The sequence below is a fragment of the Amycolatopsis rhabdoformis genome (assembly GCF_035918295.1).
Classification (GTDB): Bacteria; Actinomycetota; Actinomycetes; order Mycobacteriales; family Pseudonocardiaceae; genus Amycolatopsis; species Amycolatopsis rhabdoformis.
In genome coordinates this window covers 126209-149021 of sequence record NZ_CP142149.1, presented here as the reverse complement: position 1 = coordinate 149021, position 22813 = coordinate 126209, and the positions used below count along the sequence as shown (strand labels likewise).

The following is a 22813-nucleotide window of genomic DNA, read 5'->3' as shown; positions in this document are numbered from 1 at the left end:
CGACGAACCGTTCCGGTGCTGCGGGTGATCGGTCCACTCTCGACGGTCAGCGGAAACCACCGTGTGTGGCGGTGGGTTCACCCGCGCGCGAACACCGGTGAAAAACAGGCCCCCGGCGCGCCATTGCGCCGGGGGCCTGCAGAACGTGGGCCCGCAGAACGTGAGCCTGCAGTACAGGGTGGTCAGACCACCGCGAGCGGCAACGCCGTGGGGTGCACCGGCGCCGGCAGGTCCGAATCGCCCATGAGGAACGTGTCCACGGCGTTGGCCACGGACCGGCCCTCGGCGATGGCCCACACCACCAGCGACGCGCCACGGTGCGCGTCGCCGCACACGAACACGCCCGGTGTGCCGGTCTGCCAGTCGGCGCCGCACGAGAGCGTGCCGCGCCGGGTCAGGGAAAGACCGAGGCCCTCGAGCAGCGGCATTTCCTCCACGCCCTCGAAGCCGATCGCGAGCAGCACCAGGTCGGCCGGCAGCACCTCGATCTCGTCACTGGTCGGCACCACCTCGCGCCGGCCCGTGTCCGGGTCCTTCACCACGCGGACCTGCTGCAGCTCCAGCGCCTTCACGTGGCCGGTGCCGTCGTCCACGAACCGCTTCACGGCCACGGCGAACTTGCGCTCGCCGGCCTCCTCGTGCGCCGGGTAGGTGCGCAGGATGTAGGGCCACGTGGGCCACGGCGAACGGTCGTCGTCGCGGCTCGTGGGCGGCACCGGGTACTGGTCCAGCTGCGTCACCGACAGCGCGCCCTGGCGGGTGGCGGTGCCGTAGGAGTCGGCGCCGGTGTCGCCGCCGCCGATCACGATCACGTGCTTGCCGGTCGCGTCGATCGGCGGCGGGCCGTCGCCCTCCACGAACCGGTTGGCCGGCACGAGGTGCTCCATGGCGAGGTGCACGCCCCGCAGCTCACGGCCCGGCGTGGTCCGGTCGTCGCGGCCGCGCAGCGCGCCGACGGCCAGCACCACGGCGTCGTACTGCTCGCGCAGGTCTTCCACCGTGAGGTCCACGCCGACCTCGCAGCCGGTGACGAACCGCGTGCCTTCGTTGCGCAGCTGCGCGAGGCGGCGGTCGAGGACCTTCTTCTCCATCTTGAACTCGGGGATGCCGTAGCGCAGCAGGCCGCCGAGGCGGTCGTCGCGCTCGAACACCGTGACCTCGTGGCCCGCGCGCGTGAGCTGCTGCGCGGCGGCGAGCCCGGCCGGGCCCGAGCCGACCACGGCGACGCGGCGGCCCGAGGACACCTCCGACACCTGCGGCTGCACGTAACCGGCTTCCCACGACTGGTCGGCGATCGTGGCCTCCACCCGCTTGATGGCCACCGGCCCGCCCGAGAGCGGCGAGATCGACAGCACGCAGCCGGCCTCGCACGGCGCCGGGCACAGCTTCCCGGTGAACTCGGGGAAGTTGTTGGTGGCGTGCAGGCGATCGCTCGCCGCGGACCAGTCGCCGCGGCGCACGAGGTCGTTCCACTCGGGAATCAGGTTGCCGAGCGGGCAGCCCGAGCCACCGGAGTGGCAGAACGGGATGCCGCAGTCCATGCAGCGCGAGGCCTGCGTGCGCACAGCTTCGTTGCGCTCGCCCGGTTCGACGTCGGCGTAGACCTCGCCCCAGGAAGCCAGGCGGTCCTCTTTGGACTTCTTCTTCGGCTCTGCGCGGGTGAACTTGAGAAAACCGTTGGGATCAGCCACGAGCGGACTCCATGATCGCTTCGTCGACATCACGCCCGGCGGCCTTGGCCGCCGTCGCCGCGTCGAGCACCCGCTGGTAGTCGCGCGGCATCACCTTGGTGAAGGCCGCCGAGCGCCGCGTCCAGTCGCCGAGGAGCGACGCGGCCACCGCCGAGCGGGTGAGGTCGAAGTGCTGTTGCACGATCTGCTTGAGCCACACCAGGTCCTCGGCACCCGGTGCGGACAGGTCCACCATGTCGCCGTTGACCTTGGCGCGGTCGAGGTCGAGCACGTACGCGGTGCCGCCGGACATGCCGGCGGCGAGGTTGCGGCCCGTCGGCCCGAGCACCACGGCCCGGCCGCCGGTCATGTACTCGAAGGCGTGGTCGCCGACACCCTCGGCGACGACCGTGGCGCCCGAGTTGCGCACGCAGAAGCGTTCGCCGACCTGGCCGCGCAGGAACATCTCGCCGGCCGTGGCGCCGTACGCGAGCGTGTTGCCCGCGATGGTCTGGCGCTCGGCGGCGAACACGGCTTCGGGGTCGGGCCGCACGATGATGCGCCCGCCGGACAGGCCCTTGCCGACGTAGTCGTTGGCGTCGCCGACCATGTCGAGCGTGAGGCCCCGCGGCAGGAACGCGCCCAGCGACTGCCCGGCCGAACCGGTGAGCAGCACGTGGATCGTGTCCGCGGGCAGGCCCTCACCGCCGTAGCGGCGGGTGATCTCCGAGCCCAGCAGTGTGCCGACGGTGCGGTTCACGTTGCGCACCGGCAGCTCCAGGCGCACGGGGTGCGCGTCTTCCAGCGCCGCCTCGGCGAGCTGGATGAGCGTGCGGTCGAGCGCGTGCTCGAGGCCGTGGTCCTGCGCCCGCACGCGCCGCTTGGCGCCGCCGTACGGGGTCTCGGCGGGAACCTCGAAGATCGGCGCCAGGTCGAGCCCGGCCGACTTCCAGTGCGCCTGCGCTTCCTCGGTGTCGAGCACCTCGGCGTGACCGATGGCCTCGTCGAGCGTGCGGAACCCGAGCTGTGCCAGCGTTTCCCGCACTTCCTCGGCCACGAACTCGAAGAACTTCACCACGTGCTCGACCTGGCCGGTGTAGCGCTTGCGCAGCTCGGGGCTCTGCGTCGCGACGCCGACCGGGCACGTGTCGAGGTGGCACACGCGCATCATCACGCAGCCCGCGACGACCAGCGGGGCCGTCGCGAAGCCGTATTCCTCGGCGCCGAGCAGCGCGGCGATCACCACGTCGCGGCCGGTTTTCATGGCGCCGTCGACCTGCACGGTGATGCGGTCGCGCAGCCCGTTGAGCAGCAACGTCTGCTGGGTCTCGGCGAGGCCGATCTCCCACGGCGTGCCCGCGTGCTTGAGCGAGTTCATCGGCGACGCACCGGTGCCGCCGTCGTGGCCCGAGATCAGCACCACGTCGGCATGGGCCTTGGACACCCCCGCCGCGACCGTGCCGACGCCGAGCGAGGAGACCAGCTTCACGTGCACGCGGGCCTGCTCGTTGGCGTTCTTCAGGTCGTGGATCAGCTGCGCCAGGTCCTCGATGGAGTAGATGTCGTGGTGCGGCGGCGGCGAGATCAGCCCGACGCCCGGCGTCGAGTGCCGCGTGCGCGCGATCCACGGGTACACCTTGTTCGGCGGCAGCTGGCCACCTTCGCCGGGCTTCGCGCCCTGCGCCATCTTGATCTGGATGTCGTCGGCGTTGACCAGGTACTCGCTCGTGACGCCGAAGCGGCCGGAAGCGACCTGCTTGATGGCGCTGCGGCGCTCGGGGTCGTAGAGCCGTTCCGGGTCCTCGCCGCCCTCACCGGTGTTGGAGCGGCCGCCGATGCGGTTCATCGCGATGGCGAGCGTCTCGTGCGCCTCGGCCGAGATCGAGCCGTAGGACATGGCGCCGGTGTTGAAGCGCTTGAGGATGGCCGCGGCGGGCTCCACCTCGTCGAGCGGCACGGGTTCGCGGGTGCCGTCGCGGAACTTGAACAGCCCGCGCAGCGCGCCACCCTCGCGGTAGAGGCGGTGCACCTCCTCGGTGTAGGAGCGGTACACCTCTTCCCGGCCGGTCTTCGACGCGTGCTGCAGCAGGAACACCGTCTCCGGCGTGAACAGGTGCAGCTCGCCCTCGCGGCGGTAGGCGTACTCGCCGCCGGTGTCGAGCCCGCGGTGGACGCGGTCGGTCGGGTTGTCCGGGTAGGCCCGGCGGTGGCGCACCGCGACCTCTTCGGCGAGCACGTCCAGGCCCACGCCGCCGAGCTTCGACGACGTGCCGGTGAAGTACTCGTCGAGCAGGTCCTGGCTCAGGCCCAGCGACTCGAACACCTGCGCCGCCGTGTACGCGCCGACGGTGGAGATGCCCATCTTCGACATGATCTTCAGGACGCCCTTCACGAGCGCCTGCACGTAGTTGCGGATCGCCTTGCCCGGCTCGATCCCGGTGACCGCGCCTTGGGCGATCATGTCCTCGATCGTCTCGAACGCGAGGTACGGGTTCACCGCGGCGGCACCGTAACCCAGCAGCACGGCGATGTGGTGCACCTCGCGCGCGTCGCCGGTCTCCACCACGAGCGCCACGCGCAGGCGTTCCTTGGTGCGCACCAGGTGGTGGTGCACCGCGGAAACCAGCAGCAGCGACGGGATCGGCGCCATGCGGTGGTCGGAGTCGCGGTCGGAGAGCACGAGCGTGCGCGCGCCGGAGGCGATCGCTTCCGACGCCTCGCGGCGCACGCGCTCGATCGCCCCGGCCAGCGCCTCGGCGCCACCCTCCACTTCGTACAGTCCGGAAAGGACACTGCACGCGAAGCCCGGCAGGTCGCCGTCGTCGTTGATGTGGATGAGCTTGGCCAGCTCGTCGTTGTCGATCACCGGGTACGGCAGGTTCAGGTGCCGGCACGACGCGGGGCCGGGCGCGAGCAGGTTGCGCTCGGGACCCATGATGCGGGCCATCGAGGTGACCAGCTCTTCGCGGATCGCGTCGAGCGGCGGGTTGGTGACCTGCGCGAAGTTCTGCTTGAAGTACTCGTACAGCAGCCGGGAACGCTTCGACAGCACGGCGACCGGGGTGTCGGTGCCCATCGACCCGAGTGGCTCGGCGCCCTTGGCGGCCATCGGGGCGAGCAGGATCTTGAGCTCTTCCTCGGTGTAGCCGAAGGCGAGCTGGCGGCGCAGCACCGAATCGTGGCTCTGCACCACGTGGTCGCGGTCGGGCAGCTCGGCGAGCTTCAGCAGGCCGGCGTGCAGCCAGCCCTCGTACGGCTGTTCGGCGGCCAGCGCCGACTTCACCTCGTCGTCGGACACGATGCGGCAGGCCTCGGTGTCCACGAGGAACATCCGGCCCGGCTTGAGGCGGCCCTTGGCCACGACGTCACCGGGGGCCACGTCGAGCACCCCGGCCTCGCTGGCCAGCACCACACGACCGTCGGCCGTCTGCCACCAGCGGGCGGGGCGCAGGCCGTTGCGGTCGAGCACCGCACCCACGAGCGTGCCGTCGGTGAACGTGACGCACGCCGGGCCGTCCCACGGCTCGATCAGGCTCGCGTGGAACTGGTAGAACGCGCGCCGAGCCGGGTCCATGGTCGCGTGGTTCTCCCACGCCTCCGGGATCATCATCAGCACTGCGTGCGGCAGCGACCGGCCACCGAGGTGCAGCAGTTCGAGGACCTCGTCGAACGACGCCGAGTCGCTCGCCTCGGGCGAGCAGATCGGGTACAGCCGCGTGAGGTCGCCCGGGATCAGGTCGGACTCCAGCAGCGCCTCGCGGGCCCGCATGCGGTTGCGGTTGCCGCGCACGGTGTTGATCTCGCCGTTGTGCGCCACGAACCGGAACGGGTGCGCGAGCGGCCACGACGGGAAGGTGTTGGTGGAGAAGCGCGAGTGCACCAGCGCGATCGCGCTCTCGAGCCGGCGGTCCGTGAGGTCCGGGAAGAACGCGGGCAGCTGCGCTGTGGTGAGCATGCCCTTGTAGACGATCGTGCGCGCCGAGAGCGACGGGAAGTAGGTGCCACAGCCCGCGGCCCCGCTCTCGTGCTCCACACGCTTGCGCAGGCAGAAGGCCAGCCGTTCGAGCGCCAGCCCCGCTTCGCCGCCGTGCGCCTTCACGAACAGCATGGCGAAGTGCGGCATCACCGATCGCGCGGTGGGACCGATTCCGGCCCGATCCACGTCCACGGGGACCTCGCGCCAGCCGAGCACCTCGAGGCCCTCTTCGCCGGCGATGCGCTCGGCCAGCCCCACGGCCTTGCGGCGCTGCTCGGCGTCGGCGGGCAGGAACGCGATACCGGCCGCGTAGGCCCCGGCCGCGGGCAGGGCGAAGCCGGCTTCCGCGCGCAGCAGCTCGTCGGGCAGCTGCAGCAGGATGCCGGCGCCGTCGCCACTGGTCGGCTCGGCGCCGGCGGCGCCGCGGTGTTCGAGGTTCGCCAGCGCGGTCAGCCCGTCGGCGACGATGCCGTGGGAGCGGCGCCCCTGGATGTCGGCCACCATGGCCACACCACAGGAGTCCAGCTCGGTCGCCGGGTCGTAGAGACCCTGCTTGCCGGGAATGGCGGAGAAGATCATGGAAAAGGGACCTCCTTCGTCGTCTTCGTGCGAGGCCGGCGAACCGGCCGTGGGGAGCGCACGGGACGACGATGGCCCGCTTGTTAGCGCGACTTTAACACCTGGGAAACACCGGAGCAGCACCTCAGAGCGCCCCGGACGACGGTGAACGGTAACGATCTGGCTGCGCGGAACGACGTAGTTCCTGATGGCACCCAGGTCGTTCGCATAGCTAACTATCTGATCTGGGCGGTTCCGTCAAGTGTAACCGCACGCTCCCGGTGAGGGCGTCGGATCCTTCGCGGCACAGCCGTTTCCGGCCGTTTTCCTGGCACTGAGCGGGGCCGCGGACCAGCGTCACGGCCCCTCTCGCGACCACCTGTGTGACCGATGCCGCGCGCCGGTGAATCGTGTTAGCGTCCGCCGCATGATCCTCGATCGGTTCCGCGTCACCGACCAGGTCGCCGTGGTCACGGGAGCGGGGCGCGGCATCGGCGCCGCCACCGCCGTGGCACTCGCCGAAGCCGGCGCCGACGTGGTCATCGCCTCGCGCACCGAGCCCCAGCTCCAGGAGATCGCCGCTCGCGTGGCCGCGGCCGGGCGGCGCGCCCACGTGGTGGCCGCCGATCTGGCGGATCCCGCGGCGGCCGGGGCGCTCGCGTCGGCCGCACTGGGCGCGTTCGGGCGGCTTGACATCGTCGTCAACAACGTCGGCGGCACGTACCCGCGGCCGTTCACCGAGACCACGACGGACTTCCTCGAAGAGGCGTTCCGCTTCAACGTCGCCACGGCCCACGCGCTCACCGTCGCCGCGACTCCCGCGCTGCTGGAGAGCGGCGGCGCGGTGGTCAACATCTCGTCGATCATGGGCCGCGTGCAGGGTCGCGGGTTTCTCGCCTACGGCACGGCCAAGGCCGCGCTGTCGCACTACACGCGACTGGCCGCGGTGGACCTCGCGCCGAAGGTGCGCGTGAACGCGATCTGCGTCGGCTCCGTGCTCACGTCCGCTTTGGAACTGGTGGCCGGCAACGAAGAGATCCGCGTGAAGATGGAGAACGCGACTCCGTTGCAGCGCATCGGTTCCGCCGAGGATGTGGCTTCGGCGGTGCTGTACCTGGCTTCCGCGGCCGGCTCGTACGTGACCGGCAAGGTGCTCGAAGTGGACGGTGGGCTGCAGGCGCCGAACCTCGAGCTGGGGTTGCCCGACCTCTGATGATCCTTTGTGGACTCGGACAATGATTTGACCGTTTTGCCCGATTGAGTTTTCCGAACCGGTGGATTTCCCCAAACACCCCACGCAGGGTGATCGCTTCCTGCCATAGTGTCCGTCGACCGACGATCACGGGGAGGGAATCGGTGTCGGAGTTCGACGTACACACCGACGTCATGCGCGAGTACGCGGACGTCGCCGACGGGCTGCACGCCCAGGTCGGCAAGATCAGGGACTACCTGCACTCGACCGCGTGCGACACCTCGGGCTTCACCGGCCTGTTCGCGCTGCTTCGCCCGGTCGTGGGCCTGGTCGGCAACCTCTACGGCAGCACTCTGGACTTCGGCGACAACCGCCTCACGTCGCTCAGCCAGGGCATCCGCTCCGCCGCCGACTCCTACGACCACCACGACGGCCAGGCCGCGGTGATCCTCAAGCAGTTCGGCATCCGGATCGACGAGGTCGGCGCGCCCGGCGCGAAGTGACCCACCACCACTGACTTCGACCACGATCGAGGGGGATCCCCATGGCCAGGCACAGCCACCCGGGCGGGCACCCGAGCTCGCCCTCGCACCCGAGCACGGCGCCGTCGCACCCGAACGCGCCGCACCCGAACAACCCGCCGTCGCACCCGAACGCGCCCCACCCGAACACCCCGCCGCGGCAGAACACCCCGCCGCAGCCGGGCACACCGCCGCCGGGCACGCCGCCGCAGCAGCGCCCCGGCGAGCCGGGTGACCCGCACGACCCGGCGAACCCGAGGCGGCCCGGCCAGGACGACGGCTCCGGCCGCAAACCCGGCGAGGGTGAGGACGGCAAGAAGAAGAACGACGACGACGAAGGCGAAGACGGCAAGAAAAAGAAGGACGAGGACAAGGACGAGGACGACTCCGACGATTCGGATGACGACTCGGACGACTCGGACGACTCGGACGACTCGGACGACGACTCCGACGAAGGCGGCGACACCCCGGCGTCTTCGGGCGGCGACCCGGGCGCGGCGCCGTCGATGTCGCCCAGCGGGTTCGACGAGGGCAGCTCGATCAGCGAGCTCCTGCAGCCGCCCGAGGACACGTCCGGCGAGGACATCCAGGACCTCGTGAAAGAGGCCGGCGTCGAGGTCATGGCCGTGGAGTGGATCTTCCAGCAGCTGACCGGCGAGACGCTCACGCAGAAGTTCATCGAGCCGATCACCGGCGACTTCTCGAAGATCTCCGCCGACGCCGAGGCGTGGCGCAACATCGCCGAGTCGATGAAGGCGTTCTCGACGGTGATGGTGGGCAACGAGAAGATCCTCGGCGAGAACTGGAGCGGCCCGGCTTCGCTCGCGCACAAGGCGTACGTGGATCTCGGGTGGCGCGCGGGGCTGGCCGCGGAGGCCGGGATCGCGGAGCTGATCGCCAAGGGCTTCGAGCTGCTCGCGGACACGTCGCAGAAGCTGGCGGCCAAGGCGCTCGACCTGTTGAAGAGCCTGATCGACCGGCTGCTGGTGATGGCGGCCGAGGCGTGTGTGCCGATCGCGGGCTGGATCGCCGACGCGATCACCGGCCTGTCGGAGATCCTGCCGCTCATCAACGCGTTGATCTCGATCATCGACATGATCAAGGACATCGTGCAGAAGGTCGGCGACCTGTGGAACTCGGTGAAGGACATCGGGTCGCAGCTGGCGAAGATCAAGGACATCGGCAGCATCTCCGACGCGGTCGACATCGGCAAGGGCATCGCGGGCGACGTCGGCGACATCAAGGACAACGCCAAGGACATCGCCGGCGACGTGGGCGACATCAAGGAGTCCGCGAAGGACGGCATCGAGGAGAGCCGCGGCGCCCGCGAGGAAAACCAGGAGCGCGAGGCCAGCCACCGCGGCCGTACCCCGGCGCACTCCGGCAGCGGCCGGATCAGCGGCCGCATCGACGACTGAGAGGACCTGCCGTCATGTCACGGCCCACCCCCGCGCAGGACGCGTGGAAGACGCCGGAGATCCGCGAGGCGGAATCGGCGCTCGACAGCACCGTGAGCAAATCGCGGGAGCTGCTGAAGAACCTCGAGAAGATCCGCCTGAAGCCGTTGCCGCAGACCGATTCCCCCGAACGCATCGAGGCGCTGAAGCTCGCCGCCGGCAAGCCCGACGCGCCGGCCGCGCTGCGCCTGGTGAAGCGCAAGGTCGACGCCGGCGAGCTGTCGTGGCAGGACGTCGCTTCCGGCCGAGCCTTCGCCGACCCCGAGGTGCGCGCCCTGGCCGACGCCAAACTCGGCGACGCCAAGGACATGTACGAGGAGATGCAGGAAGGCCTTTCGCCGGAGGAGGTCCTGGAGGCCCGCACCGGCTCGCGCGACCTGCTCGCGGAATCGAGCCGGACGACGGCGCAGGCCTCGGTCGAGGAGCCGAAGGGGTTCTCGAACGCGGATCCGCTGGCGAGCAGTTCTTCGGCGTACGACAGCCGGCCTTCGCACGACGGTCCGTCGCCTTCGGGTCCTTCACACTCCGGCTCTTCGCACTCGGGCCCTTCGCATTCGGGTCCTTCGCACCCGGCACCGGCACCCGGCCGCCACAGCGCTCCCCGCCCGGACGACGACTACACCGACCCCTTGGCCGACCGCGGCCGTCCCGCACCCGACCCGGACCAGGGCCGCCACTCGGCACCCCGGCACGAAGAACCGCGCATGCGCTTCACCGACCCGGACGACGACTACGCCGACCCCCTCACCGACCGCCCCACCCCGAAACGCCCTGAGCCGCCCACTCCACGCCGTCCCCGCGGCGAAGACCGCTCCGGCGGCGACGACGACTACTTCGGCGGCTCACCACTCGGCTGACGTCACGACGCGAACGCGGTGGGAGCGCGGGGCCGGCGCCGCTTTCGACTCCGCGGCGCACCACCACACGCGGAACCGACCGCAGCGGTCACCCTCCGCCGAGGTTCTGTGAAGGGCGCCTTGCGGGAATCCGATTCCCGCAAGGCGCCCTTCGCGGACCACCCGCAGCCATCGGCGACGCCCGAGACCGGGTGACCACCGGCCACCACGTCCACGCCCGAGCCACCGATGCCGGAGCAGGAGATCTTCTCCGGGTGGCTCAAACCCTGCCACCGCACCGGCTGCGCACCAGAACAGCCGCACGACCACCTCCGCGCAACCCCGCACCAGACCGATTCACCGGCTGCGCACTCGGCGGCAGGACCGCCCCCGCGTCGCTCATGCACCGCAGCCTCACCAGTCGCACGGTCAGGCACCCGATCACGGCCCCGGACAACCCGAACCCAGGCCCTGTCACTCACCTGCTGCGACCTGATCGCACCGCGCCGCTCGCAACTCTGCCGCCGCACCAGCCGCACCAGCCGCACCCACGCCGGCAACCGCGAGGGCGCGGCCGGGAAACCCACGTCCCCCTCCCCCGCAGTGGGGTCGAGCAACCGCCTGGCCGCCACAAGGCAGATCGCGGCCCGGCTGCACCTGCTTCGCGTTCGGGCGGTCGCCTGATCGGGCGCGCGACGAGCCGCGCCCCGCCACTCACCCGCTGAGCGGCCTGATCACCGAGAAGGCAGCTGCTCGCGACTGGGCAGGAACACCCGTGAACGCACGAGGTCCCCGGCTCGGATCGAGCCGGGGACCTCGTAGCGGAAAAAGGTAACGCAGGTAAGGAAGTCAGGACTTGTCGGACTTGTCCGCGTCCGAACTGGAGACTCCGGAGACCGTCGAAGAACCCGCGTCCGCGGTCACTTCGTCCCGGGGTTCGGCCGGGGGGTCGTCCGTCGAGACGTCCGAAGTGTCCGAAGCGGCCGGCGCCGTGTCCGTGTCCGTGTTCGTGTCCGAGGATGAAGCCGAAGCGGAGTCCGAAGGATCCGTGGCCGCCGGCGCATCACGTTCGTCACCCGGGCTGCGCAGCGTTTCCGGCAGCTCGCGCGGCCCGCGTTTCTTCGCCAGGATCATGAACACCACTGCGCCGACGAACACCAGGATCGAGGTCCACACGTTCACGCGCAGGCCGAGGATGTGGTTGGCGTTGTCGGTGCGCATGAATTCGATCCAGCAGCGGCCGAGGGTGTAGCCGGCCACGTACAGGGCGAACGCGCGGCCGTGGCCGAGCTTGAAGCGGCGGTCGGCCCAGACCACGACGAGCGCGACGAGCAGGTTCCAGATCAGCTCGTACAGGAAGGTCGGGTGCACCGGGCTGTCGGGCAGCGGCACGTGACCCACGGCGATGCCGGTGAGGTCGTTGGCCAGGCCGGTGGTCGGGTCGATGCGTTGGTAGATCTCCAGGCCCCACGGCAGGTCGGTGTGCGCGCCGAAGAGTTCCTGGTTGAAGTAGTTGCCGATGCGGCCGATGGCCTGCGCCGTGACGATGCCGGGGGCGAGCGCGTCGGCCAGGGCCGGCAGCGGGATGCCCTTGCGGCGGCAGGCGATGAGCGCGCCGACGCCACCGAGGGCGATGGCGCCCCAGATGCCGAGGCCGCCGTCCCAGATGGCGAAGGCGTTCCACGGGTTCTTGCCGGCCGTGAAGTACAGCTCCGGGTCGGTGATCACGTGGTAGAGGCGACCGCCGACGAGGCCGAACGGCACCGCGAACACCGCGACGTCGATCACCGTGCCCTTGGTGCCCCCGCGGGCGACCCACCTGCGCTCTCCCCACCAGATCGCGACGATGATGCCCGCGATGATGCACAGAGCGTAGGCACGGATCGGAATGAACCCCAGGTGCCAGACACCGCGGTCGGGGCTCGGGATCGTGGCCAGGAAGGCTGCCGAGGCGGAATACACGCGGTCACCGTATCGCGTCAATGCTCCGGTGTGGTGAGGGCGCTGCCGAAGGATTCGTGAAGCGACGGTCACGGTCCGGTCGCGAAGGTGACTACTCGTAACCGCCCGGCTGCAGAGCGGCGAGATATCCGGCCATCAGCGCCCGCGCCACTTGCCCGACGGCCGCGTCCTCCGGCAGGAACACCTCGTCGTGCAAGGTGGGCGCGCCCGCGGTGTCGCCGAGGCCCACGAACAGCATCAGCCCGCGGGTGCCGGTGCCGCAGTAGTGCGCGAAGTCGTCGGCGCCGAACGACCGGAAGTCGGTGTCGACGTCGGCGCCGCCGTCGAGCAGCCAGGTCTGCGCGGCCGCGGCGAGTGCCGGATCGTTGACCAGCACCGGCTCGCACGGGCTGATCCGCAGGTCGGCGGTGCAGCCGTACGCGCGGGCCGTGCCGTGCACGATGTCGCCCAGCGCCTCCAGCGCGCGGGTGCGGTCGCTCGCCCGCATGAGCCGCAGCGAGCCGAGCGCGGTGGCGGTGTTCGGCACCACGTTGGCGGCCGTGCCCGCGTTGATGCGCCCGACCGTGCACACGGCCCCGTACACCGGATCGACCCGCCGGCTCGCGAGCTGCTGCAGGCTCACCACCAGCTGGCTCAACGCGAGCACCGGATCGTGGAGCAGGTGCGGATACCCAGCGTGACCGCCTTGGCCGTGGAGCACGATCTCGAACTCGTCGGTCGACGCGTTCACCGGCCCCGGCGCCGCCGACACCACGTTGTGCGCCAGCCGCGGCTGCACGTGAGCGCCGATCACCGTGTCCACGCCGAGGTCCTCCAGCGCCCCGGCCTCCACGATGTCCAACGCCCCCGAAGGCGCCGTCTCCTCCCGCGGCTGCAGGATCGCGACCAGCCGCCGCGGCACGCCCACCCGCTGCGCCGCCCGGCACACGGCCACCAGCGCCGACACGTGCACGTCGTGCCCGCACGCGTGCATCAGCCCGGAGTCCGACGCCCACGCCACGCCCGTGCGCTCCACGATCGGCAACGCGTCCAGCTCCGCCCGCAGCGCCACCGCGGGCCCGGCGTGCTCACCGGCCAGCTCGATCAGCCGCCCGGTCTTCGCCACCGGGATCACTTCACCCGCCCCGAGGGCCGCGGCGGCCACGCGCGCGGTGTCGTCCTCGTCGCCGGACGCCCGCGGGTCGGCGTGCAGCCGGTGCCGCAGCTCGATCGCGCCCGGCAGCTCCTCGGCGAGGGCGGCACGCCAGCGCGCGGCCAGGTCGGTCATCGGGGCTCCAGACGGTAGATCCGGTTCGCGTTCTGGTGCGCGGCCAGGCGGACCAGCCGCTGGGCGTCCACTTCGGACAGTGCGTCCGCGGCGAGCGCGGCCTCCAGGAAATCGGACAGTCCTTGGCGGAACAGGCTCGTCCCGAGGTGGTACAGCTCCGCCAGCCCGAACGCGTCGGTGGAGAACAGCAGCTTCCCGAACGGCACCAGCTCCAGCGTCTCGGCCAGAATCGCCGGCGCCCGCAGGCCCGCGTTGTGCGTGATGAGGCCGGTGTCCACGAACACGTGCTCGAAGACCTGCGCGAGGTAGGCGGCGTTGCGGTGGAACGGATAGTTGTGCAGCAGCAGGATCGGCACGCCGGAGCCGCGCGTGGCGCGCAGGAAGGCGGTGAGCAGCAACGGATCGCAGCGGTGCAGGTCCACGTCGGAATCCCCGTAGCCCACGTGGAACTGCACCGGCAGCCCGAGGTCGATCCCGGCCCAGATCAGGTGGCGGTGCAGCACCTCGTCGCGCAGCCGCAGCGGCAGCCCGGCTGAAACCCGCGACAGCCACCGTCCGACCGCATCGGTGACCTCCACCGCGTCGGGCCGCTCCCCGTCGAGCTCCAGCCCCACCCGGTACGCCGCGATCGACTTCACGCCCACCGCGTGCTCCGTGCGCTTCTGCAGCTCGGCCTGGAAGTCCGCCGCGAACCGGCTCGCGGTCGTGCCCGCGCGCACCACGTCCTCGGCCACCTGCTCCAGCCGCACCACGTCGTGCGCGCGGGCCCCGGCGAGGTCGGCGAACTCGGCGGTGCCAGTGAGGGCGCCGGGTTGGAAACCGCCGTCGAGGAGGAAGTCGGTGGTGCCGGTCGCGCGCAGGAACCTCCGGTTGACCTCCTCGGCGCCCAGCTCGGCGCGCCGGGCGAGGTACTCGTCGGCCGGCGCGTGTTTCGGCAGGTCCAGCACGGGCGCGCACCGCTCCCGCACGGCCAGGCCCACCAGCGACTCGAACAACGACGTACCCCACGGCGACACGCCATCCGCCTCCGTGAGCATCCCCTCGAAACCCTCACGGTCCACGGCGCCGGTCACCACGCCGTGGCAGTGGTGGTCGACCAGCGGCACCTCGGCGACGAAATCCAGCACGTCACGCACCTCCTGGGGCTCAGCGTACGGCCGGACAGCAGAAAGCCCCCAGCGTTCTCGGGTCGCTGGAGGCTTGCTGCTGTTAGGTGGTGCTGGTGGTGCTGGGTGCTGGTTGGTTAACGGCCGAGCTGGGCCAGGAACGCCGACCAACCATCGCGAGTGGTGGCCAGGTGCCCGGCCTCCCGCTGCTTCGTGTCACGGACGCCGGCGCCGGTCGCGGTTACCGCCACCTCCACGCAGTTCGAGGTGTTCTGCGACCGGCTCGACTTCCGCCATTCGCCACCGACCTCGGCCAGGAACGCCGACCAACCATCACGAGTCGCCGTGAGGTGCCCGGCGGCGCGGTCCTTGGTGTCGCGAATGCCGGCGCCGGCCGCGGTCACCGCGGCTTCGACACAGTTGTTGTTCGCCCCGCTGTAGCTGCTCTTGCGCCACTCGGCGGAGTGAAATTCTTCGATCATCGGCTCATCCCGTCTCTCGCGCGAGACGCTCGATGAGGCTCCGGCTCTTCACCTCCCCGAGCGCCGCAGACTTCAGTGTTTCATGCAGCTCACCCAGGGTGCCGACGACATCCGGGTCGTCGATGAGGTGCCCGCCGACCGCGTATTCCTGGTACGCGACCGAGGTCGACACCTCGGGATCGAAGTCGAGAAGGTGGAAGGAACCGCTCATCGAGGAGTGCAGCCCGGCCGCCAGTGGCAGCACGCGAATGCTGATGTTCGGCTTCTTCGACATCGTGACCAAGTGGCGCAGCTGCTCGGCGCCGACATCGGGCTCGTGCGCGGCCCGCAGCAGCGCAGACTCCGACAAGATCGCCGACAACGACGGGCCGCCGGGTTCATCGAGAACTTGCTGCCGGCGAATGCGGGCGCTGGCGAACCGCTCATCCGCCTCAGTCGAGTCGGCATTGCTGCGCTTGTTCTGCACCCGGCGCGCATAGGCCTTGGTCTGCAGCAGCGCGGTCACCAGTTCGATCTCGAACACCCGGATCGAGGTCGCATCGGCTTCCATGCCCACGTAAGTCTGCAGCCACGGCGGCAGTTTGTAGGTCGCCCACCAGCCACGCTGGGTGCCTTCCTTGCGCAGCTGCTCCAGCACCGCGCGGACCTCGGCCGACACGCCGTAGAAGTCGAGCAGAACCTGGAGGTCGGGTTTGCGCGGCGCGTTGCGGCCGTTTTCGAAGTGGCCGATGCGGCTCACCGAGCAGTCGAGTACCTCGGCCGCCTGCTCAGCGGACACATCTGCTTCGCCACGCAAGCGGCGCAGCTCAGCGCCGAGCCGCTTGCGGCGCATCGTCGGACTGTTCGCCATGCACGGATCGTACCGCTACGAATCCCGGCAGTAGTGACAACCGCAAAACGTAGTGATACGTTTTGTCGGTAAGGTCGACGAAACCAGCGTAGGGGGCGACATGACCGTGAGCGTCGCGGAGAAGCAGCCGGAGGAGCAAGTCTCAGCGCCGAAGCCGTTGTCCGCGCTGGAGCAGCTCGTTACGGTGGCCGTGCGGCTCGACGAGGTCCGGCGGGAAGAGGGGCTGACCTTCCGGGAAGCCGGGCGGATGCTGGGGCTTCGGCCGGAGAACGTGCACGGGGTGAAGACGCGGGCGGCGACGAGCACGACGGTGCCGCTGTTCGACGCGTACGCGCGGCTTCTCGGGTGCTCGCTGCGGGTGCTGCTGGTCGAGGACGATCCCGGGAAGCGCTTGCCCCCGTGGCGGCAGCGGATGCCGCACGGCGACAACCCGGCCGACGAGTTCGCCATGACGGAGCTGTGGCGCCTGCAGCGGGAGCTTCACCGGCTGCGGCAGCGGGCGGGTTACTCCTGCGATGACGTGGCGGCGGCGCTGGGGATCAACGCGATCTGGTTGTGGCGCATGGAAAACACGCCGGTGTTCGTGGATCACGCGGTGACGAACGTGATGATGCTCGCGCGGTTCTTCGGCTACACCGTCCGGCTGCACCTCGCGGGACCGGAGGTGATGGACGTGGGCTGGTGGATCAGCGACGACGACTCCGTGGTCTACGACGGCAACCCCGAAACCGGCGACGACGAACCCCACGCACGCGACGAATGAACTCCCGGCCGCCGCGCCCGCCCCCGACCGGCCGCGGCGACCGGGTCCCAGCTCCGCCGCCCCGCCGGCGGAGGCCGGCGCCCCCGGTGGCTTCTCAGGCTCCGGGGGCGCCGTCGCGCCGCGGCCCCGGCACCACCCAGGCGCTGCACCATGAGCACCCCACGACCCGACCACAGCCAAGGCACCAGCGCCGACCACGGCCCCAACCCGACCTGACCCAAGCCCAGCCCAGCCCAGCATTACCCGAGCACGGGCCCGGGCGGGCCCGACCGGCCGCAGCCCAACCCGACGCGGCGCGGCCCGGCCCGGCTCGCCCAGCCCAGCCCAGCCCAGCCCGACCCGCCGCGGCCCGGCGCGGCCCGGCGCGCAGCGCAGCGACGCGGCCCGGCGCGGCGCGGCGCGGCGCGGCGCGGCGCGGCGCCGAACAGTTGCCCAGCCCCAGCTCGGCTCGACCCGACTCGGCGCGGCACGGCGCGACGGAGCCCGGCCCGGTGCGGCGCGGCCCGGTGCGGTGCGGTGCGGTGCGGAACAGCTGTCCAGCCCAGCTCGGCCCGACCCGCCGCGGCGCGGCGCGGCCCGACGGAGCCCGGCGCGGCCAGACCCGACCTGACCCGGCCCGGCGCGGCCCGGCGCGGCGCGGCGCGGCGCGGCGCGGCGCGGCGCGGTTGCCCAGCCCCAGCCCCAGCCCCAGCCCCAGCTCGACCCGACTCGCCGCGGCGCGGCGCGGCCCGACGGAGCCCCGCCCGGTGCGGCGCGGCGCGGCCCGACGGAGCCCCGCCCGGTGCGGCGCGGCGCGGCCCGACGGAGCCCCGCCCGGTGCGGCGCGGCGCGGCCCGACGGAGCCCGGCCCGGCGCGGCCCGGTGCGGTGCGGTGTGGCCCGGTGCGGTGCGGTGTGGAACAGCTGCCCAGCCCAGCCCAGCCCGACCCAGCTCGGCCCGACCCGGTGCGGTGCGGTGCGGTGCGGAACAGCTGCCCAGCACTGCTGTACTGCACTGCTCGGCACCGCTGCAGGGCGCTGCGCTACTCGGCACTGCGCTGCTCAGCAGCGCTGAGCTGCCCAGCGCCGCCCTGGTCAGCGCGCGCTAGTCAGTACTGCCCGGTCGGTGCCGCACAGCTCAGCAGCGCGCAGGTCGGCACCGCCCTGGTCGGTACCGCCCTGCTCAAAGCCGCGCTAGTCAGCCCTGCTCGGCACGTCACAAGCCGGGCACGGGCCCAGGCGCACCAGCACCGCCTGGCGTGTCGCGAGCCGAGCGCCGACAAGCGGTGTCAGTCAGCAGTGGGTGTCGGCCAGAGTGCGGTCCCGGCCAGAGCGCGAAATCGGCCGAAGCGCGCTGCCGGCCAGCGCACGGCGCCAGCCGAAGCGCGGCCCCGGCCAGCGCACGGCCCCGGCCGAAGCGCGGTGCCGGCCAGCGCACGGTCCCGGCCAGCGCACGGCCCCGGCCGAAGCGCAGTGCCGGCCAGCGCACGGCCCCAGCCAGCACACGGCCCCGGCCGAAGCGCGGTGCCGGCCAGTGCACGGCGTCGGTGTCGGCTATCCGTCGTTGCTGATGCCGGTGCTGGGGCTGGCGCCGGTGCCGGCGCTGCTGTCCACGAGGCTCAGCCGCTCCCCCACTCGCCGGGCGAAACCCGGGGCCGCGAGCACCAAAACCACGGCGAACACCAGCACCGCCCCAGCCGTGATCGGGAACCAGCGGGCCGGGCCTTCGGTGGGGTACGGGATCACGTTGACGTACACGGTGTAGCCCAGCAAGGCGAGCGCGCCGATCGGGAACACCAGGTGCCACCACGGGGCGTGGGCGCGGCGGCGGACGAACAGCAAGAGGATGGCGCCGAGCGTGGTCAGCAGGTAGATCACCAGCAGGATCAGCGTGCCGATGGAGCCGCTCCACGCGAAAGTGTCCGCGGCCGTCGCGCCGAAGAACACGGCGCAGATCACGATGATGAGTGCGGCGGCCAGCGCGACGACCGTGACGGCGAGCACCGGGGTGCCTTTGGCGGAGGTGCGGCCGATGCCGCGGCCGTCGAAGGCGTCGCGGCCGAGGGCGAAGAGTAGGCGCGAGCCGCCGACCACGCAGGCGAGGCAGCAGCCGAAGGCGCTGATCGCGGCGCCGAGGCTGATCACGTCGCCGACCCAGGAGCCGACGAACGTGGTGCCGAGGTCGCCGAGCAGGGAGGGCGAGTCGTGGAAGGCCTGGGCGTCGGAGCCGAAGGCCATCATCTCCACGGCCGTGACGATCACGAAGAAGGCGCCGCCGAACAGGGCCGTGCCGAGGATGGCGCGCGGGATGTTGCGGCGGGGGTCGCGAGTCTCCTCGCCGAGCGTCGCGGCGGCCTCGAAGCCCGCGAACGACAGGAAGCCGAACACGGCGCCGAGGAACACGCCGGACAGGCCGATGTCCGGGGTGTAGGTGAACACGGACATCGTGAAGTGGGCGCCGCCGGGGGCGTTGCCGGCGATGAGCCGGACCAGGATCACGGCGGTGACGAGCAGGATCAACGCGATGGTGGCGCCCTCGACGGCGAGCAGCGTGGACGTGCCACGGCGCGCGGGCGCCACGGCGAGCAGCCAGCTGCCGACGAGCGCGACGGCCGTGAGCACGAACGGCCCCCACCACGGCGGGTTCGGCCAGATCCCGACCTGTGTGAGGAACGCCGTGCCGAGGGTGCCCGCCGCGGAGCTGGTGACCACGGCGTAGAAGGTGTAGGTGCCGAGCAGGCCGATGCCGGAGACCACACCGGCGCGAGGGCCGAGCGTCGCGCCGACGAAGGCGTACACGGAGCCCGCGTGGTGGTAATGACGGCAGAGGCGGACGAACCCGTAGGCGACCAGCAGCACCCCCGCGGCCGAGAGCAGGAACGCCAGCGGCACGGCGCGCCCGGCGGCGGCCGCGGTCTGCTGGGGGTTGATGTTGGCGGCCATGCTCGGCGCCATCAGCGCCACGGACAGCCCCACGGCCTGCCACACCGACAAGGTGCGCCGTAGCGCTGGACGGGTTTCGACGATGTCTGACACGATGCGCTCCTCGCTCGTCCGGAAGCGGCGGGCGGCGTGGGAAACCACGGCGCCGGACCAACCAGTGAACATCGCGGGGGCAGGATGGGCCAGCTCGATCGGGTAGCACTTTCCCGGCTCGGCGCCGAGACGGCGGCGCGGCTGGGCCGTTCGGGGGTCGAGGTGGTGTCGCTGACCTTCGTGGACAACTCCGGCATCTCGCGCGTGAAGGCGGTGCCGGTGGGCCGGCTGGCCGAGGTGGCGGCGTGGGGTGTGGGCGCGTCGAACTCGTTCGACTTCTTCCTGTGCACGGACACGATCACGGCCGGCGTGTATTCGTCCGGACCGGTCGGTGATCTGCGGCTGCACCCCGACCTCGACGCGGTGACCACGCTCGCGGCCCAGCCGGGCTGGGCGTGGGCGCCGGCGTGGCGCTACGACCAGGACGGCGAACCGCACCCGCAGGATTCCCGCGCGCTGGCGGCGACGGCGGCCGCGCGGCTCGCGGAGCGCGGGTACTCGGCGCGGATGGCGTTCGAGCTCGAATGGGTGGTGGCGGGCGAGGACGGGATTCCCGTTTCCGGCCCGGCGTACGGGTATTCGCGCCTCGCCGCGCACTCGGCGTACCTGCGGGATCTGGTGTCCGCTTTGGACAGTGAGCACGTCGGCGTGGAGCAGGTGCACCCGGAGTACGCGGCGGGGCAGTTCGAGGTATCGGTGGCCGCCGACGATCCGGTGCGGGCGGCGGACGTCGCGGTGCTGGCGCGCGAAACGATCCGTGCGGTGGGTTTGACGCACGGGTTGCGGACGTCGTTCACGCCGAAGTTCGCGCCCGGCGGCGTGGGCAACGGTGGGCACGTGCACTTCAGCCTGTGGCGCGAAGGCCGGAACCTCTGCTCCGGCGGTGAAGGGATCTTCGGGCTCACGGACGTCGCGGAATCGTTCGCGGCCGGGATCTACCGGCGGTTGCCGGCGTTGCTGGCGGTGGGGGCGCCGTCGGTGGTGAGTTATCAGCGCCTCGAACCGCACCACTGGGCCGGGGTGTTCACGGCGTGGGGTCGCGAGAACCGGGAAACACCGCTGCGGTTGATCTCGGGCCCGGTGGGGAAACGGGACACGGCGGCCAATTTCGAGGTGAAGTGCTTCGACCTCACGGCGAATCCGTATCTGGTCGTGGCCGGGTTGCTGTTCGCGGGATTGGCCGGGGTCGATTCTTCGGCGCGCTTGCCGGCCGCGCTGGACGTGGATCCCGGGGCGTTGTCGGCGGCCGACGCCGCGGCCGCGGAAGTGACGCGGCTGCCGCGGTCGCTGGCCGAGGCCGTGGCGGCGTTCGAGGCCGACGACGCGCTGACGTCGGCCTTCGGTGCGGAACTCGCCACGACGCTGATGGACGTGCGGCGCGGCGAGATCGCCGAACTGGGCGGCCTCGACGAACGGGAACTGTGCGACGTGATGCGCTGGCTGCACTGAGTCCGTTCGCAGCGCGCGCATTCCCAGCGTGGTCGAACCAAGCGCGCTCACACCCAGCATGGTCGAACCACAAGTGCACGCCCGGAATGCTCAGCCCAGCAACTCGGCCACCGCCGAACGCAGTTGCGGGAGCTTCGCGTAGAGCTTGTCGCCCGGGCATTCGGTGTTGTAGTAATCGCGGTGGCCCTGGATTTCCTCGACCGGAATGCCGTACTGGGTGCACACGTAGGCGATGAACACGACCAGCGAATTCCACTGCGCCGCCGGCGGTTCGACCGACGTGTAGGTGCCTTCGTTCTCGATGCCGATGGCGTTGTCGTTCTGGCCGGGACAATGCGCGGCGCGCACGATCTGGTTGCCGTCGCGCAGGGCGCTGAGGCTGCCGTGGCGGCCTTCCAGGCGGTAGCCGCCGCGGGAAATGGTGAAGTGCTGGCCGGTGTCGGACCAGCCGTTGTTGTCGATGTGGTCGGCCTGGTCGTCGCGGGCGACCTGGAACGCGTGCGCCAGCGAATAGTCCGTGCTGTTGGGACAGGCGATGTGGTGCACGAGCACCCGGTTCGCCGGGTGGTCGAGCGTGGTCAACGGATCGGCGGGCGGCCGCGCGCCCCATTCGGCGCAGCTGTAGATGCGCGGCTCGGTCGCGGCCCTGGCGAGTCCGGGCAGCAGCAGGCCGGCGGCGGTCGCGGCGGTGAGGCCGGCGGCGCCGCGGAGAAAAGTGCGCCGGGGAAGGTGGGTGAATGTCATGCAAGGCAGCGTGAGCGTGGGCGGTACACGATGCGTACAAACGGGCGGGCAGTCGCCGGATTCCGCCTCGCCCGGACGTGTGCCGCGGGCAGGATGTCGGCCATGACGAACACCGCGCGCCGCATGCACGAGTTGCTCGAGCCGATCTGCATGGTCAGCTTCGCCTCCGATGAGTGCAACGAAGAGCTGGCCGCGCTCGGCCACCGCAGCTACTGGGACGGCTACTTCGCCAGCCGCGCGGCGCCGTTGGGGCGAGTGCCGGCCGAGGTCGTGCACGCGGCGTTCTACAACTTCGCCGACGGCGAGGTCGCGCGGCACATCCCGAGCGCCTGGGAGACGATCCCGCCCGAGGCGTCCGTGGCCGCACGCCGGCGGGGCAGCGCGGCGTCCCTGCGGCGGATCCTCGGCGACGAGCTGACCGGCTCCCCCGGCCTGGCGCGCGCCGCCGACCTGACCACGCAGGCCGCCGCGAGCGCGCCCACGGCCGGCCGGATGATGTACGCCGGAATGCGCACCCTGCCGGTACCGAACGACCCGGTCGAGCGGCTGTGGCAGTCCGCGACCACGCTGCGCGAGCACCGCGGCGACGGGCACATCGCGGCGCTCGTCGGCGCGCGCATCGGCGGCGCGGAGGCGCACGTGCTCGCGGCGCTGGAGATGGGCATTCACCCACCGGAGTCGTTCGGGCGCGTGCACCACCTGCCGAAGCGGCGGCTGGCGGCGATCATGGCCGGCTTGCGCGAGCGCGGGATCGTCGACGTCGACGGCCGCTTCACCGACGCCGGCCGCGAGACCAAGGACCGCATCGAAGCCCTCACCGACGAACTCGCCGCCGCGCCCTACGAGGGCCTTTCGGCGGCCGAGTTCGACGAGCTGGTCACCCTGCTGGAGCCCATCACCGCTCGGCTGGTGGCCACCGGGTCCGAGTGACGCGCGGGCCCACCGACGCCGAGCGCCACAGGCAGG

Annotated in this window: 16 protein-coding genes; 7 read left to right on the top strand and 9 right to left on the bottom strand. The window is 71.4% G+C overall.

The window, feature by feature from the left end; translation table 11 throughout:
- Positions 1–182: 182 nt before the first annotated feature.
- Complete coding sequence (locus VSH64_RS00730) at positions 183–1691, bottom strand: glutamate synthase subunit beta (RefSeq protein ID WP_326569614.1); 1509 nt, start codon at positions 1689–1691, stop codon at positions 183–185.
- On the bottom strand, positions 1684–6225 hold the full coding sequence (gene gltB, locus VSH64_RS00725) for a glutamate synthase large subunit (protein WP_326569613.1): 4542 nt from the start codon (positions 6223–6225) through the stop codon (positions 1684–1686). The genes VSH64_RS00730 and gltB overlap by 8 nt, the downstream gene beginning before the upstream one ends.
- A 406-nt stretch (positions 6226–6631) precedes the next feature.
- On the opposite strand from gltB, the gene VSH64_RS00720 reads away from it, so the two are divergent.
- From VSH64_RS00720 to VSH64_RS00705, 4 genes are all read left to right on the top strand, one after another.
- Positions 6632–7417, top strand: a complete 786-nt coding sequence (locus tag VSH64_RS00720) for an SDR family oxidoreductase (protein WP_326569612.1) — start codon at positions 6632–6634, stop codon at positions 7415–7417.
- A gap of 143 nt (positions 7418–7560) precedes the next feature.
- A complete protein-coding gene (locus tag VSH64_RS00715; protein WP_326569611.1) occupies positions 7561–7899 on the top strand; it encodes a hypothetical protein in 339 nt (112 codons plus the stop codon).
- A 41-nt stretch (positions 7900–7940) separates the two neighbouring features.
- Entirely contained in the window at positions 7941–9335 is a 1395-nt protein-coding gene (locus VSH64_RS00710; RefSeq protein WP_326569610.1) for a hypothetical protein, read from the top strand.
- Positions 9336–9349: 14 nt separating this feature from the next.
- Positions 9350–10231: a hypothetical protein gene (locus VSH64_RS00705; protein ID WP_326569609.1), complete on the top strand. Its 882-nt coding sequence runs from the start codon at positions 9350–9352 to the stop codon at positions 10229–10231.
- 828 nt (positions 10232–11059) lie between these two features.
- Here VSH64_RS00705 and lgt read toward each other — a convergent pair.
- From lgt to VSH64_RS00680, 5 genes are all read right to left on the bottom strand, one after another.
- Positions 11060–12172 carry a prolipoprotein diacylglyceryl transferase gene (gene lgt, locus VSH64_RS00700; RefSeq protein ID WP_326569608.1) on the bottom strand — a complete coding sequence of 371 codons (1113 nt, stop codon included), beginning with the start codon at positions 12170–12172 and terminating at the stop codon, positions 11060–11062.
- A gap of 91 nt (positions 12173–12263) precedes the next feature.
- Entirely contained in the window at positions 12264–13439 is a 1176-nt protein-coding gene (locus tag VSH64_RS00695; protein ID WP_326569607.1) for a M20 metallopeptidase family protein, read from the bottom strand.
- Positions 13436–14575, bottom strand: a complete 1140-nt coding sequence (locus VSH64_RS00690; protein ID WP_326569606.1) for an amidohydrolase family protein — start codon at positions 14573–14575, stop codon at positions 13436–13438. Before VSH64_RS00690 ends, VSH64_RS00695 begins: the two co-directional genes overlap by 4 nt.
- Positions 14576–14682: 107 nt before the next feature.
- On the bottom strand, positions 14683–15027 hold the full coding sequence (locus tag VSH64_RS00685) for a DUF397 domain-containing protein (protein WP_326569605.1): 345 nt from the start codon (positions 15025–15027) through the stop codon (positions 14683–14685).
- 4 nt (positions 15028–15031) lie between these two features.
- Positions 15032–15877 (bottom strand): helix-turn-helix domain-containing protein, encoded by an 846-nt coding sequence (locus VSH64_RS00680; protein WP_326569604.1) that lies wholly within the window; start codon positions 15875–15877, stop codon positions 15032–15034.
- Between the two features lie 100 nt (positions 15878–15977).
- Here VSH64_RS00680 and VSH64_RS00675 point away from each other — a divergent pair, with 100 nt between their 5' ends.
- Entirely contained in the window at positions 15978–16640 is a 663-nt protein-coding gene (locus VSH64_RS00675) for a helix-turn-helix domain-containing protein (RefSeq protein ID WP_326569603.1), read from the top strand.
- 1532 nt (positions 16641–18172) lie between these two features.
- On the opposite strand, the gene VSH64_RS00670 is transcribed toward VSH64_RS00675, so the two are convergent.
- Complete coding sequence (locus VSH64_RS00670) at positions 18173–19654, bottom strand: APC family permease (RefSeq protein WP_326569602.1); 1482 nt, start codon at positions 19652–19654, stop codon at positions 18173–18175.
- 84 nt (positions 19655–19738) lie between these two features.
- Here VSH64_RS00670 and VSH64_RS00665 point away from each other — a divergent pair, with 84 nt between their 5' ends.
- Positions 19739–21103, top strand: coding sequence for a glutamine synthetase family protein (locus VSH64_RS00665; RefSeq protein WP_326569601.1), 1365 nt, complete (start codon positions 19739–19741; stop codon positions 21101–21103).
- 90 nt (positions 21104–21193) lie between these two features.
- Here VSH64_RS00665 and VSH64_RS00660 read toward each other — a convergent pair whose 3' ends face one another.
- Positions 21194–21847, bottom strand: a complete 654-nt coding sequence (locus tag VSH64_RS00660) for a peptidoglycan recognition protein family protein (protein ID WP_326569600.1) — start codon at positions 21845–21847, stop codon at positions 21194–21196.
- A gap of 93 nt (positions 21848–21940) precedes the next feature.
- Here VSH64_RS00660 and VSH64_RS00655 point away from each other — a divergent pair, with 93 nt between their 5' ends.
- Positions 21941–22777 carry an SCO6745 family protein gene (locus VSH64_RS00655; RefSeq protein WP_407655621.1) on the top strand — a complete coding sequence of 279 codons (837 nt, stop codon included), beginning with the start codon at positions 21941–21943 and terminating at the stop codon, positions 22775–22777.
- Positions 22778–22813: the final 36 nt, after the last annotated feature.